This is a genomic window from Alicyclobacillus acidocaldarius subsp. acidocaldarius DSM 446 (assembly GCF_000024285.1).
GTDB lineage: Bacteria > Bacillota > Bacilli > Alicyclobacillales > Alicyclobacillaceae > Alicyclobacillus > Alicyclobacillus acidocaldarius.
On sequence record NC_013205.1, the window covers coordinates 2,291,667 to 2,304,763 of the forward strand.

Annotated in this window: 13 protein-coding genes; 3 read left to right on the forward strand and 10 right to left on the reverse strand. The window is 61.6% G+C overall.

The annotated features are described in order from the left end of the window. Positions 1-37: 37 nt before the first annotated feature. The 6 genes from AACI_RS11055 to AACI_RS11080 all read right to left on the reverse strand — a co-directional run bounded on the left by AACI_RS11055 (position 38) and on the right by AACI_RS11080 (position 6,748). Positions 38-1,327, reverse strand: coding sequence for a homoserine dehydrogenase (locus tag AACI_RS11055; RefSeq protein ID WP_012811495.1), 1,290 nt, complete (start codon positions 1,325-1,327; stop codon positions 38-40). 102 nt (positions 1,328-1,429) lie between these two features. Then, positions 1,430-2,389, reverse strand: a complete 960-nt coding sequence (locus tag AACI_RS11060) for a carbohydrate kinase family protein (RefSeq protein ID WP_012811496.1) — start codon at positions 2,387-2,389, stop codon at positions 1,430-1,432. Positions 2,390-2,425: 36 nt separating this feature from the next. Next, a complete protein-coding gene (locus AACI_RS11065) occupies positions 2,426-3,256 on the reverse strand; it encodes a carbohydrate ABC transporter permease (RefSeq protein WP_012811497.1) in 831 nt (276 codons plus the stop codon). Then, a complete protein-coding gene (locus tag AACI_RS11070) occupies positions 3,253-4,200 on the reverse strand; it encodes a carbohydrate ABC transporter permease (protein WP_012811498.1) in 948 nt (315 codons plus the stop codon). The genes AACI_RS11065 and AACI_RS11070 overlap by 4 nt, the downstream gene beginning before the upstream one ends. Positions 4,201-4,288: 88 nt before the next feature. After that, on the reverse strand, positions 4,289-5,689 hold the full coding sequence (locus tag AACI_RS11075) for an ABC transporter substrate-binding protein (RefSeq protein ID WP_012811499.1): 1,401 nt from the start codon (positions 5,687-5,689) through the stop codon (positions 4,289-4,291). A gap of 36 nt (positions 5,690-5,725) precedes the next feature. Then, positions 5,726-6,748, reverse strand: a complete 1,023-nt coding sequence (locus AACI_RS11080) for a LacI family DNA-binding transcriptional regulator (protein WP_012811500.1) — start codon at positions 6,746-6,748, stop codon at positions 5,726-5,728. 252 nt (positions 6,749-7,000) lie between these two features. On the opposite strand from AACI_RS11080, the gene AACI_RS15620 reads away from it, so the two are divergent. Genes AACI_RS15620 through AACI_RS11095 form a run of 3 tightly spaced genes read left to right on the forward strand, consistent with a single transcriptional unit; the run spans position 7,001 to position 9,888 of the window. Continuing rightward, entirely contained in the window at positions 7,001-8,065 is a 1,065-nt protein-coding gene (locus AACI_RS15620; protein WP_245530566.1) for a substrate-binding domain-containing protein, read from the forward strand. A 10-nt stretch (positions 8,066-8,075) separates the two neighbouring features. After that, on the forward strand, positions 8,076-9,101 hold the full coding sequence (locus AACI_RS11090; protein ID WP_012811502.1) for an extracellular solute-binding protein: 1,026 nt from the start codon (positions 8,076-8,078) through the stop codon (positions 9,099-9,101). A gap of 4 nt (positions 9,102-9,105) precedes the next feature. Then, a complete protein-coding gene (locus AACI_RS11095) occupies positions 9,106-9,888 on the forward strand; it encodes an ABC transporter permease subunit (protein WP_012811503.1) in 783 nt (260 codons plus the stop codon). A gap of 79 nt (positions 9,889-9,967) precedes the next feature. Here the strand turns inward: AACI_RS11095 and AACI_RS11100 are convergent, their stop codons facing one another. From AACI_RS11100 to AACI_RS11115, 4 genes are all read right to left on the reverse strand, one after another. Beyond that, positions 9,968-10,621, reverse strand: coding sequence for a peroxiredoxin (locus AACI_RS11100; RefSeq protein WP_012811504.1), 654 nt, complete (start codon positions 10,619-10,621; stop codon positions 9,968-9,970). Positions 10,622-10,754: 133 nt separating this feature from the next. Then, positions 10,755-11,177, reverse strand: a complete 423-nt coding sequence (locus AACI_RS11105; protein WP_012811505.1) for an Rrf2 family transcriptional regulator — start codon at positions 11,175-11,177, stop codon at positions 10,755-10,757. A 44-nt stretch (positions 11,178-11,221) separates the two neighbouring features. Continuing rightward, positions 11,222-11,740, reverse strand: a complete 519-nt coding sequence (locus AACI_RS11110) for a DUF1722 domain-containing protein (RefSeq protein WP_012811506.1) — start codon at positions 11,738-11,740, stop codon at positions 11,222-11,224. 28 nt (positions 11,741-11,768) lie between these two features. Then, entirely contained in the window at positions 11,769-13,061 is a 1,293-nt protein-coding gene (locus AACI_RS11115) for a glycosyl hydrolase family 18 protein (RefSeq protein ID WP_012811507.1), read from the reverse strand. Positions 13,062-13,097 lie beyond the last annotated feature (36 nt).

Genomic DNA, 13,097 nt, shown 5'->3' on the forward strand with positions numbered 1-13,097 from the left:
CCGGACTACAGCAAAAAGCGGGCGCAAACGCACCCGCTCACTCGTTGACCGGCTCGACCGGCATGACGGCTTCCACCGCAATATTCGGCATCGAGCGAAGCCGCGTCGCGACCTCATGCGCAAGCTTACCCGGGATCTCGTGGGACACGATGACGATCTCGGCCTGTCCGCCCGCGACGCGCTTCTGCAAGACCGTCTCCATGCTCACCCGCAGTTCCCCAAACAGATGAGCCACTTGCGCAAAGACGCCCGGCTGATCGGCGGCCATGAGCCGGAAGTAGAACTTGTAGAGATCGTCCTCGAAGTCGACCACCGGCTTGCGGCTTCCCGCCAGCGCGTACGGCCAACTCGTCACGACGCCGAGCTTGAGGTTGCGGACGAGCGCGATGATATCGCCGACCACGGCGCTCGCCGTGGGCATTCGCCCGGCGCCGCGGCCGAAAAACATGAGGTCCCCCGCTGCGTCTCCGCGGACGAACAGCGCGTTGAATGCGTCCGAAACGTGAGCCAGAGGATGGCTCTTCGGGATGAGCGTCGGGCGCACGGACAACGACAGCCGTCCGTTGCGATCCCGACCGTCGGCCAGCAGCTTGATGACATATCCGGCCTCGTCCGCATACCGCACGTCGCTCGCCGTCACGTGTCGAATCCCCTCGACGCGCACATCCGACAAATGCACCTCGGTGTGAAACGCGATGGAAGCCAGAATGACGAGCTTTCGCGCTGCGTCGAGGCCGTCGACGTCGCTCGACGGATCCGCCTCCGCGTAGCCCAACTCCTGCGCGAGGGCCAGCGCCTCGTCAAAGTCCAAGCCCTCCTCGGTCATCTTGGACAAGATGAAATTCGTGGTCCCATTGATGATGCCCTTGAGATCCGTGACCTCGTTTGCGGTGAGGTTCTCCTGAAGCGGCCCCAGCAGGGGAATGGCGCCGCCGACCGACGCCTCAAACAGGATGCTGACCCCGTTCGCCGCGGCCGTCTGAAGAATCTCCGGGCCATGAAGCGCGATGAGATCCTTGTTCGCTGTGACCACGTGCTTCTTGCGCGCCAGAGCCTCGAGGATGTAGGTACGCGCAGGTTCGATTCCACCGATGGTCTCCACGACAATTTGAATGTCGGGATCGCCCAGGATGTCTTCGGCGGACGTCGTGAGTTGTTCGTGTTCGAAGTGCACGCCGCGATCCTTGTGAAGATCGCGCACGAGGATCTTCTGAATGACAGGGCGCAGACCGGTCATGTTCGCGACGCGATCCGCCCTTCTGCGCACCAGCGATACCACGCCTGCGCCTACGGTGCCACATCCCAAGAGGCCGATGGGTATCTGCATCTGCCACGCATCCTCCCTGACTCTGTCGCCGGTGCCCCAGAGGAGCCTCGCCTGACGTTTCTGGACATTTTGCTCCTTTATACCGTCTCTCTCGACGACGTGTCAAGCAGGCATATGTTCCAAAATGTCGGAAAGCGTCGGAAGAGCGTCGATAGCGCCGCGGCGCGTGGCCGTCATGGCGCCCGCGACATTGGCGAAGCGAAGCGCGGAAAGCCAGAACGCATCGTCCTGGAGGCGGTTCCGGACCGCGTCGGGATTCGCCTCGTTCGTCAGCTGGTACAGGAGAGCGCCAAAGAACGCGTCGCCCGCGGCGGTCGTGTCCACCGCCTGGACGGGAATGGAGGGGATATGGCGGCATTCGCCTTGGATGACGGCAAGCGAACCGTCGCGGCCGAGGGTGCCCAAGAACCGCGTTTCGGGAAACGCCTTTGCCAACTCAAGCAAAGCCTCATCCGGGCTGCGTCGACCGGTGAGCAGGTGCAATTCTTCCTCCGCGCATTTCACCACATCCGCGCGGGCAATGACGCGGAGCGACTGCTCCACCGCTTCGCGAGGGTCCGGCCACAGGGCAGGGCGGTAATTCACATCGAAGGTCACCACGCGCTCGTACTGGCGGGCGAGATCGAGCGCACGGTGGGCCGTGGAACGCGCAGGCTCGTGAGAAAGCGCGAGCGATCCGAGGTGCACGATCTTCGTCTGCTCGAACCAGTCGGATCGCAGATGTTCGGGCCGAAGCTGAGTGTCTGCGCCTGGATGGCGGTCGAATGAAAACGAGCGCTCGCCGTCCGGCGCGATGTGGACGAACGCCAGCGTGGTCCGGGCGCCGACGCGAATCACGCCGCTATCGTCGATGCCAACGGTCTGGAGCACGTGGCGCACGAAGTCGCCGAATGCGTCGGCACCCACCCCCGCCACCATCCGACATCGGCCGCCGAGCTTGGCCACGGCGGCGAGCACGTTCGCGGGCGCGCCTCCTGCCGAGCCGAACATCTGCGGTACGTCTGCCGACGTCACCACACTAAAATCAATCAACACTTCACCAATGGCCAACACGTCGTACATCACGGGCCCTCCATCGCCTTCATGGATATGGCCAACTTAGCCTTTGACAGCGCCCTGCGTCAACCCCGACACGATCCAGCGGCGGAAGATCACCACGAGAATGACGATGGGGACAATCGACACCACGGAGCCAGCAAAGATGGTGCCGTACGGAACCGTGTACTGCCCGCTGAACAGCGCAATGCCAACCGGAATGGTGCGCATGGTGTTGTCAGGGTTGAACACGAGCGCCATGAAGAACTCCGTCCAGCAGGCGACGAACGTGAACACGGCTGCCGTAAAGAGCCCCGGCGTGGTGAGCGGCAGGAAGATGCGCCAGTACGACATGAACACGGACGCACCGTCGATTTTAGCCGCTTCAAACAAGGCACCTGGCACCTGCAAAAAATAGTTCCGCAGAATCCAAATGGCAAACGGCAAGTTGAACGCCGTATACGGAATGACGAGCGCCTGATAGGAGTCGAGCCACCCCACGTCGCGAAGCAACATATACAGGGGCGTGATCACGACGAGCGGCGGAAACACCGAGATGATGAGCAGAAGGATGAGCATCGGCTGCTTGGCCTTGATGGGAAGCCGTGCAATCGCAAACCCCGCCATGGATCCGAACAGAAGCACGAAGAACGTCGATGTGATGGAGACAATCACGCTGTTGAGGATGTACCGTCCAAAGTGAAATTGGCCGAAGGCCTCTTCATAATGAGAAAGCGTCCAATGATGCGGGAAGTACGCCGGCGGATAAGCGCTGATGTCGGAATTGGGCTCGAACGACGTGACGAACATCCAATAGAATGGGAGCAGGATCACGACGAGAAAGAAAATGAGCACGACATAGCCGATGATGCGTTGATACAACGGCTTTCTCATTGCGCTTCCTCCCCGACCATCCCGCGAAAGGCGGACAGGAATATTAGACAAGCCCCTAAGATGAGGATCACCGTGCTGACGGCGACCGCTGCTCCCAAGCCAAAGTGAAGGTTCGTGAACAGCGTTTCCTCACCCAGCATGGCGAGGGACGTGGTCGTCGAACCAGGGCCACCCTGCGTGAGCACGAACGGCAGGTCGAAGATACCGAACGCCTGAAGAATTCGAAACAGGCCCGCGATGGCGATGCTTCCCCGCAACTGAGGAAACGTGACGTTCCAAAAGATCTGCCAACCGTTCGCGCCGTCGATGCGCGCCGCCTCGTAGTAGTCTTTCGGGATCATCTGCAGCCCGCTCAACAGGATGATGACGACAAACGGTGTAGTTTTCCAAATATCCGCTGCCATGAGGGCGATCACAGCCGTCACCGGCTCACCGGTCCAGTTGATGGGGCTGTGGATGAAACCCAGTCCTTGGAGGATGGCGTTCAGGACGCCATACACGCCGTTGTAGATGTAACTCCACATCTCGGCGGAAATGACCGTGATGAGCGACCAAGGAATGAGCATCACCACGACCGAGACGCTCTTCAATTTCTCCACGTTCTGGATGGCAAGCGCAATGAGCAGCCCCAAAAACAACTCGATCGCGACCGTGACAATCGAGTAATACACCGTGAACCACACACTGTGCCAGAACAGGGGGGCGGAATAGACGTCGACGTAGTTTTGAATGCCGTTGAACGTGAACTGAAATCCGTTCTCCGTCAATTGAATGTTATTGAAGCTCATCCACACGGAATAGAGGATGGGGAAAATGGTCACGGCCAGGATGACAATGCCGGCTGGGGTCAACATCCCAAAGCCCGCGCGAACGTCGTGGCGAACGACGCTCGCTCGCCTGCCATCGGTTTGAAACGATGCATGCCCTTCCATCGCCTTTGACATGCGCGCTCGCCTCCCTTCTCCTTCGCTTGCGAGCATCGTAGACACAGAGGTACGAAATGGGCGGGCGGCAACCGCCCGCCTTGTGTCATCAGAGACCGCCCGAACCGCTGCCGCTCAGAGCCTGCTGAATTTGCTGGTTCGCGTTCTTCAGCGCCTGCGCTACAGACACACTGCCAGCCAGCGCCGCGTTGACGTTGTCGTAAATGGCCTTGGAGACCGCCGGATAGTTCGGTGTCTGCGCCGGCCGCGAGACGAACTTCACCTGTGGCAACAGGGCGAACACCGGGCTGTACTTGGCGAGCGACGGGCTGTCCGCCACAGCCTTGATGGTGGGCATCTCCGAGTTGGCCGCCAGAATTTCCTGAGCCTGCGGGCTCGTCATCCAGTCAATGAACTGAAGGGCGGCTGCCAGATTCTTCGTGTGCGGGTTGAGGTACAGGTCCCAGCCACCGACCGTGCTGTAGCCGCTCGAGCCGTGTCCAGCAAATGTCGGAAGAGGCGCTACGCCGACCTTGCCCACGACCTTCGAACTTTGCGGATTCTGGGAATCCGACCACGCGTAGGACCAGTTGCGCAGGAACACGGCATTCCCTTGCGTGAACACATTCTCAGACTGGGGCTCCTGGAACGTGTCCACCGATTGGGGCGTGGCACCGGACGTGATGAGCCCTCGCATGAACGAGAGTGCCTGTTTCGCAGCCGCTGTGTTCAGTGTAGCTTTGCCGTTCGTCAGCACGCTGCCGCCTGCATCCGCCAGGTACTCGTCGAAGTCGCAGGTGAGCCCCTCGTAATCAGCGCCCTGCCAGACGAACCCATACTTCGCTCCACCGTGCTTGACGATGTAAGAAGCCTCCGTTTGCAGTTGCTGCCACGTCTTCGGCACGGGCAGATGATACTTGGCCAACAGGTCCTTGCGGTAATAAAGGAATGCTGTATCGGCAAACAGCGGCGCCGCGTAGACCTTTCCGTTATACGTGGCTCCTGCCACCAAGCCGTTCGAAAAGCGCGTCCAGAAGGACGTGGGCAGATCATCCGAGAGAGGCGCCGCCAACTGATTGTGGGCAAACTGAGCAGGCCAGATCACGTCGCCCATGTAGACGTCCGGCGTGGAAGATCCGCCGCTGATGGACGCCGTCAGGTCGGCGCGGTTGGTGTCGGTGTTCGAGGGCTGAACCTGCAACTTCACTTTGATCTTGGGGTATTTCTTTTCAAACGCCGAGACCAACTCGCTGGCGGTGGGGCCAGTGGTAAACGATTCCGCCCAGACAATCGTTCCCGAGGCGTTCTTGTAGTTCACAAGGTGGGTCGGCTTCGCGATCCGCACCCCGGCCACGCTCACCGTGCTGGCGGACGACGCCGCAGTGGATGCGCTTCCGTTCGTGCTGGTCTGGGACGCCGTGTTGTTTGGCTGGCCGCATCCAACGACCAGTGCCGCGGCTGCCGAGCTCGCGAGCGCGACGCTTGTCCAACGCTTGACCTTGCTCTTCATCTGCACATACCCCCATTGTGTCTTGAAATCAATCCGTCAGGAAATGGAACGCACAGACTCACGTTCCACTAGGCGATGCGGCAACAAGTAATCCCCAATCTCGGAAGGTGACGGAGGCTGAGACGCCGCCCGAATCAACCATTTGACAGCTTCCTCACCGATTTCATGAAACGGCTGAGCGACCGTCGTAAGCCTCGGTGTCACCATGCGCGCGATGGGCAGATCGTCAAATCCCATGACAGAGATGTCATCTGGCACGCGATAGCCGTGATCGTTCAAACAGCGTATCGCGCCGAGCGCCATTTCATCCGACGCGGTGCACACCGCTGTGAAGGGCACGTCTCGGATCCGCTCCAGCAAGCGCTGCATGGCCTGATAGCCGTCATCAAAACGATACTGCCCAAACTCCACGCGCGCCTCGCAATACTCGATCCCGAAATGGCGAAGCCCTTCCCGGTAGCCTTCCAAGCGCAATTCGCCGGTCCGGTCGTCCCATAGCTTGCCAGCGATCATCGCAATCTGCCGATGTCCTCTGGACACCAGGTACGCCACGACGTCGAACATGGCGCGCACTTCATCGATGCGAAAGGCGGTGAGCGGCGTCTTCGCGGCGCTCTGCGTCAGCGTGAGGACGACAGGGATGTTGACTCGCTGAAGAATGGGGTCGTAGTCCTCCGTCACCAGTTTGCTGGTGAAGATGATGCCCGACACCTGGTAGCCGCTGAGGATGGAGAAGCCCTCAAACGCCCGCTCGCGCGAATGCTCAGAGTCGTACAGCAAGACCTTCATGCCGTACTGTTGACTGGCACGATCAATGCCCTTGTAGAGCTCGTTGAAAAAGAAATCCGTGATGCCGGGCACGATGAGTCCCAGCGTGTCGCTTCTTCGCGCGGATAGCCCTCGAGCGATGGCGCTCGGCTGATACGACATCTCTTCCATCGCCTTGCGAACGCGCTCGAGGGTCTCGGGATCGACCAGGTCCGGCCGATTCAGGGCGCGAGACACGGTCGCGGCAGACACCCCCGCCGCCTTGGCGACGTCGCGGATGGTCGCTCGCAAGCTGCGTCACCTCCTTGTGCAACAGTTTCATAAAACGGTTACACAAACTCGAACATCGTCATCATACGAGAACACACGCGCCATGTCAACGCTTTCATAGTTCAAATGAATCGTTTTCATTTGCCGTCGCTCCTATGCGGTCCTCGTCCTTGGGATTCGAACGCGTTGGACACGTGCGCAGTCTCAAACATACTTTCATTGAAGGCCAAAATGGGCTATCTTGAAATTATCCTTTCAAGGCAGGCGATCCGCATGAAGTTCCCGAATGCCGTGAGGCCCCTGCGCGAGATGGCCGGGCTCAACCGGTCCGAACTTGCCCGACGCGCTGGGATCACGCCACAAGCATTGGGCCTCATTGAACAGGGGAAAGTGAGTCCTTCGACGCATGTCGCCTTACGCCTGGCCAAAGCGCTCGGCACCACGGTGGAGTCGCTCTTTGATCCGGAACAAAAGGCGGCGCACAACCCTGGCGCGGGCAGCTTGCGCACAGAACGCGTGGCGCTCGCGGAAATTGCGGGCGTGCGCGTGGCGAGATCGCTCGAGGACTCGGCTCAACCTGTTCCTTCCGACGGCCTGCGCGACGAGCGTGGATGCACGGACTGGATGACCACGTTCGACGGATCGATGGCGCGCGTCTTTCTGTCGGGGTGCGATCCAGCGCTCTCGCTGCTGGCCGCCTGGGTGAATCGCCGGTGCCGCGCTTGCGAAGCGATCCACTTTCTCTCGACCAACGAGGGCGCCATCGCGGAGCTCGAGTTGGGGCAGACGCACCTCGCAAGCGTCCACGGGACGAGCGACGACGTCCGCTCGCTCGCGAACGGAAAGGATTGGTTCATTCTGCCGTTGGCGCGATCTCGCATGGGCTGGGTGGTCCCTCGTCACAATCCCAAACGTTGGATGGTGGAGGCCGGGTTTCGAGAGGCACGTCCGCGCATCGTCAACCGCCCATGTGGGGCGGGTGCCCGCGCGCTGGTGGACGAGGCACTTCGCCGAGAGGGCGTTTCTCCGGACGAGATCGCCGGCTATGACGTGGAGGCGAAGACGCACCATGAGGTGGTGCAGGCGGTGGCGTTTGGCGGCGCGGATGTCGGCATCGCGCACGAGGCCGCCGCGACGCCCGAAGTCGCCTTTCTGCCCATTCGCGAAGAAATCACCTGGCTCGTCGTTCCTCGCGCCAGCGCGAGTCACCCCGGCGTGCAGCAGGTGCTCGATCTGCTGCAGTCGGATCGGTTCCGCCGCGATCTCGCGGCCTTTGGCCCGTACGATGTCGCCGTGACCGGCGCCCGGATGAGTGTGCAGTCCAAACGCAGGACCTAGGGGGATGAAGATGAGGATGTCGAAGCGTTCCACATGGGGCGGCGCAATTGCCGGTCTGATGCTCGTGGCCACGGGGTGTGGCACGCCGGCGCCCGCTCAGAATGCCACAGGCGGGGCCGCCTCCGCAGCGCCATCGAAGCCGGTGCCGCTATCCGTGTTTTACGCGGGCTCCATGACGCACGTGATGGAACAGGTGATTCGACCGCGGGTGGATCAGGTGCTGCACATGGATTTTCAAGGCGAAGGGGCTGGCTCGGCAGAACTCGCCCACATGATCACGTCCAAACTGGCGAACCCAGACGTGTTCATCAGCGCCTCTCCGGCTGTCGACGTGAACGATCTCATGGGCGCGTCGAACGGCAACGCCGCGCGCTGGTACGCGACCCTTGCGACGGATGAATTGGTGATCGCCTATTCGCCAAAGAGCAAGGAGGCGGGCGACTTCAAGCTCGCGGCGGAAGGCAAGCTGCCTTGGTACAAGGTTCTGGAAATGCCCGGTGTACGATTTGGTCGGACAGACCCCAAGCTGGACCCGAAGGGCGTCAATACCATTCTCATGATGAAGCTGGCGGAGGCGTACTACCATCAACCGAACCTGGAGAAAACCATTCTCGGAAGCGACGAAAACCCGTCTCAGGTGTTCCCAGAAGAAGATCTCATCGCGCAACTGACCAGCGGACAGATGGACGCCGTGATCGCCTACAAACACGAGGCCATCGAGTGGCATATGCCGTACATCACCCTGCCGAGCGCCATCAACTTGGGCGATCCGGCCCTCGCCAAGGAGTACGCCAAGGTCTCGTGGACGCCCAATGGCGGAGGAAAGACGGTGAAAGGTGCGCCCATTCTCTTCACCATCACCGTGCTCACCCATGCCCCACACCCCGAGCAGGCGGCCGCATTCGTCCGTTACATGACCGTGGGACAAGGCCATCAGATCCTGATGCAGGACGGCTTCACCCCGACGCCCATCCGGTTCTACGGCGACCTTCGAAGCGTGCCGGCCAGCCTGCGATCCATCGCGGAGCGCTCGTGATCCGATGTTGCGGAGCCTGAGAACGTCAGCGCTGTACGCCGCGGGTGCCATGTCCGTGGCGTACGCGCTCTGGCCCATCGTTCGGCTCGCCGCCGACGCACCTCCCGGCGCCATCGTACAGGCGTGGCGCCAGCCGGAACTGCTGCAGGCCGCGGCCACGTCCCTGATGAGCGCCGCCGTTTCGACGGCGCTGTCCGTGGTCCTTGGCGTGCCTGCGGCGTTCCTGTTGGTCAGGTTTCGCTTTCCGGGCAAGTGGTTGCTCGAAACCCTGCTGCTTCTGCCGCTCGTGCTCCCGCCCATCGTCGGCGGCGTGGCCCTCATGGATGTGTTTGGACCCTACACGGCCATCGGAAGCTTCGCAGCGGCGCACCACCTGCCGCTCACCCTGTCCATGGCCGGGATCGTACTGGCGCAGTGGTATGTCACGAGCCCGTTTCTCGTGTTCACGTCGCGCGCGGGGTTCGCAGAGGTTCCCAAGGAGTTGTACGAGGCCTTTCGCCTCGAGGGGGCGGATGGTTGGACGACGTTTTGGCGGCTGTACGTGCCGCTCGCGACGGGCTCCATCCTGGCAGGCATGGCGCTGACCTTCGCGCGCGCCCTCGGCGAGTTTGGCGCCACGATGCTCATGGCGTATCACCCGTACAGCCTGCCCGTGTACATCTGGGTTCAATTCACGGTAGGCGGCGTGCCAAGCATGGTGCCCATTGCGTCCGGCATCGTGATGGCGCTCGTCTTCGGGGTGGCGCTGGTCCGACTGGTGGGCTCCAGATTCATCCGCAGAGGCTGACGGCAAAAGCGTCTCCCGCGAAACACGAAGGCCGCCCCGGCGCCTATCGCGCTCGGGACGGCCCGTCATGGCTTCAGGCTTAGATTTTCTTCATGCGCAGATACCAGGTCTTGTACTCGAGCCCTTTGGCCGCCGCCTCTTCCTCGCTCTCGATGGCATCGAGCGTCGCAGGCGCAGGCACCACGACCGGATCTCCGGGCTGCCAGTCGGCCGGGCAGGACACGCCGTTTTTGTCGGCCGTCTGAAGCGCATCGATGACCCGCAGGATCTCCGAGATGTTGCGGCCGACGTTCATCGGATAGTAGATCATGGCGCGGAGAATGCCCTTGTCGTCAATGAAGAACACGGTGCGAACCGTCGACGTGTTGTTGGCCGCCGGATGGATCATCCCGTACAGGTTCGCGACCTTCATGTCCAGGTCAGCGATGACCGGGAAGGGGATCTTGAGGCCGAACGCCTTCTCCAAGTCGTGCACCCAGGCGAGATGCGACTGCACGCTGTCGATGGAGAGCCCGATGAGTTGGACGTTCCGCTTCTCAAACTCCTCGTAGCGGCGAGCGAACGCGCCGAATTCCGTCGAGCAGACGGGCGTGAAGTCCGCCGGGTGCGAGAACAGCACCACCCATTTTCCGCGCAGGTCGCTCAGCTTGATCTTCCCATGCGTGGTGTTGGCCTCGAAATCCGGAGCAGGCTCGTTGAGGCGAGGCAGCGTGTTCACTTCGGACATGCTCATCTCTCCCATTCTCCAACTTCGATTATCGGATTACTAAGTATACTGTACCACGGCGCAAAGGCGGACACAAGCGGTCCTACGTCAGCCGTTCTCACCATCTCTTTTCCACGCGCCCGCGCCGAATCCTGCCGTCCTAGGTTGCGCGAAAGGCGGCCGCCGCGCTCACCGCGATGTCCGCGAGCGTGTATTGATTTAACGTCTCCAGGAAGGCGTCAACGGCTTCGCCAAGCGCGCGCCGCAGCTTGCAACCTGGAAGAAGTACGCAGCTGTCGTTCGCGAAGCACCCCACCACGGCGAAGTCGTCTTCCATCGCGCGGACCACGTCGCCGATTCGAATGTCGTTCGGTGGCATCGCCAGCCGCATGCCGCCTCCACGACCGCGCACGGTCTCCAGATACCCCATCTGGCCGAGCCGGTGGACCGCCTTCGTCAAGTGATTGCGCGAAATTCCGTAGACCCGCGCGATCTCGTCTACCTGCACAAGTCTTCCATCCGGTTGATTGGCGGTGTAGATCAACACGCGCAGCGCATAATCCGTGAACAAGGTCAGGTTCACACCTTCACCTCCTACCGCAGCCCGCGTCCGAGCTTGTCCATTCCTCACGTCGCTCGTCCAGGCTCGTCTCCCAACGATTGAATACGGATGAACACCTTCGACGGATCGCCCGCCGCCAACGCCTCCTGCGCATCGACGGTCATCCGATACACGCTTCCTTGGTAGCGAAACACAGCTTCGTTCCAGGGCTCGTCGCGAAACACGTAGGACGTCGCCAAATACACGAGTCCGTCGCGGCGGACGCGATCGCCGAGTTCTGCGATCACACCCGCCGGATCGTCCAACGCTCGTTGCGCGAGCCTCCGCCGCTCCTCGGGCGGCAACCGATCCTTCCAATAGCCGAGCAGATGATAGGCCGTGTTGCGAAGCGCAGGAAGGGTCATGGGTTCCTGTTCCACGCACTTCAGGCGATACAGCCAAGCGCGGAGGGCCTGCTCATCGCCGCGCGCTTGGCGCAATGACGCCGACAACTCGCGCACGTGCGCGTAGTTTCGCGCCATGACGGCATATTTGGTATCGCGCCACAGCGCTTCACACCCTTGATACAGCTGTGAAAGCGACACGCGACTCTCCCCTGTCCCGGATAGGAATTCACTCCTTCTCCAGCTTATACCCATCCTTCAGCAGATACCAGAGCTGAGGGAACTCATTTCCGAGCACCCACAGCGAAACGCCCCGCAGGTCAAAGGCGTCGACGAGCGCGAGCTTGACGGCTGCGCTCAGCGCGTCGTCAAACCAAACTTCGTGCTTCGTGCCCGCCGTCTCGTACGCAAAATGCGGAGAGGCGGCCCTCAAATCCCATTCGACGGGCACACGCTCTGCGATGGCAAGGTTCTGGGCATCGTTGTTGGCGATGCTCGCCGCCCTCGTCTTGCCTTTCACGTACGGCGAGGGCCAGTCGTAGCCGTAAAGTGACATGCCCATCAGGATTTTCTTCGGGTCAATCGCGCCCGTGGCGTACTCGAGAACCGATTCCACGCGGTCGGCCGGGGCCACGGGCATGGGCGGGCCGCCGACCCATCCCCACTCGTACGTCATAAGCATGACAAAGTCCGCTTCGTCCCCGAGCGCCGCGTAGTCGAACGCGCCCATCCACGGCGCGTCCGGTTCGTCCGACGACTTGGGGCCGAGCGCGACGGAAAGGCTCAATCCTCGCGGCCGCAGCGCTGCTCCCAGCGCGCGGATGAATGCGGTGTAGGCGGCGCGATCGCCCGGGCGCATGTGCTCGAAGTCGACGTTCACGCCGCGGTAGCCCTTCTCTTCGCAGACGCGCACCGCTTGGTCGATCACGCGCTTCGTGAGCGCGGGAGAATGGAGAATCGTATGCGCGAGATCGGGGTGAAATCGATTGCCGTTGAAATTCGTGAGGGTCGCGAGCGGCGCAATTCGGAACTTGGCCGCGGCTTCGAGCATGGGTCTGTCGTTTGGCGCGTCGAGATCGCCCGTGGCCTGCACGCGGTAACTGAATGCGCAGACATAGGTGAGTTCGGACACATCCTGCAAAAGGGCGGCGTCGTTCTCGTTCCCGGCCGGCATAAGGTATGCGTTCACCTCGATGGTGCGCCTCTCGGGTCGAGTGCCGGGGATGTTCACCGTAACGCCCGTCGGCCATGGCCCCTCCACAGGCAGTCCTGGGTTCCAGTTGGCGATGGCTGCGGGCTCAACGCCATATCGGTGCGCCAGGCGGTCCAGCGTGTCCCCCGCTTTCACGGCGTGGCGGATGACCCGAAGCGGCGGGCCTTTGGGAATCAAGAGCGCAATACCCGGTACGATCACGTCCTTGGACGCGAGCTCGTTGTACCGGAGCAAGTCCCTGAGTGACACCCCGTACGTCGAAGCGATGTCGTCGAGCGTCTCACCGGGTAGAACGCGGTGAATTTGCATGAGACGGACCTCCTTCGTGGCGAGCCTCACTGAAGC

Coding starts and splice junctions, on each gene's coding strand:
- AACI_RS11055 (WP_012811495.1), bottom strand. CDS start 1,327: ATGCAGATACCCATCGGCCTCTTGGGATGTGGCACCGTAGGCGCAGGC.
- AACI_RS11060 (WP_012811496.1), bottom strand. CDS start 2,389: ATGTACGACGTGTTGGCCATTGGTGAAGTGTTGATTGATTTTAGTGTG.
- AACI_RS11065 (WP_012811497.1), bottom strand. CDS start 3,256: ATGAGAAAGCCGTTGTATCAACGCATCATCGGCTATGTCGTGCTCATT.
- AACI_RS11070 (WP_012811498.1), bottom strand. CDS start 4,200: ATGTCAAAGGCGATGGAAGGGCATGCATCGTTTCAAACCGATGGCAGG.
- AACI_RS11075 (WP_012811499.1), bottom strand. CDS start 5,689: ATGAAGAGCAAGGTCAAGCGTTGGACAAGCGTCGCGCTCGCGAGCTCG.
- AACI_RS15620 (WP_245530566.1), top strand. CDS start 7,001: ATGAAGTTCCCGAATGCCGTGAGGCCCCTGCGCGAGATGGCCGGGCTC.
- AACI_RS11090 (WP_012811502.1), top strand. CDS start 8,076: ATGAGGATGTCGAAGCGTTCCACATGGGGCGGCGCAATTGCCGGTCTG.
- AACI_RS11095 (WP_012811503.1), top strand. CDS start 9,106: ATGTTGCGGAGCCTGAGAACGTCAGCGCTGTACGCCGCGGGTGCCATG.
- AACI_RS11100 (WP_012811504.1), bottom strand. CDS start 10,621: ATGAGCATGTCCGAAGTGAACACGCTGCCTCGCCTCAACGAGCCTGCT.
- AACI_RS11115 (WP_012811507.1), bottom strand. CDS start 13,061: ATGCAAATTCACCGCGTTCTACCCGGTGAGACGCTCGACGACATCGCT.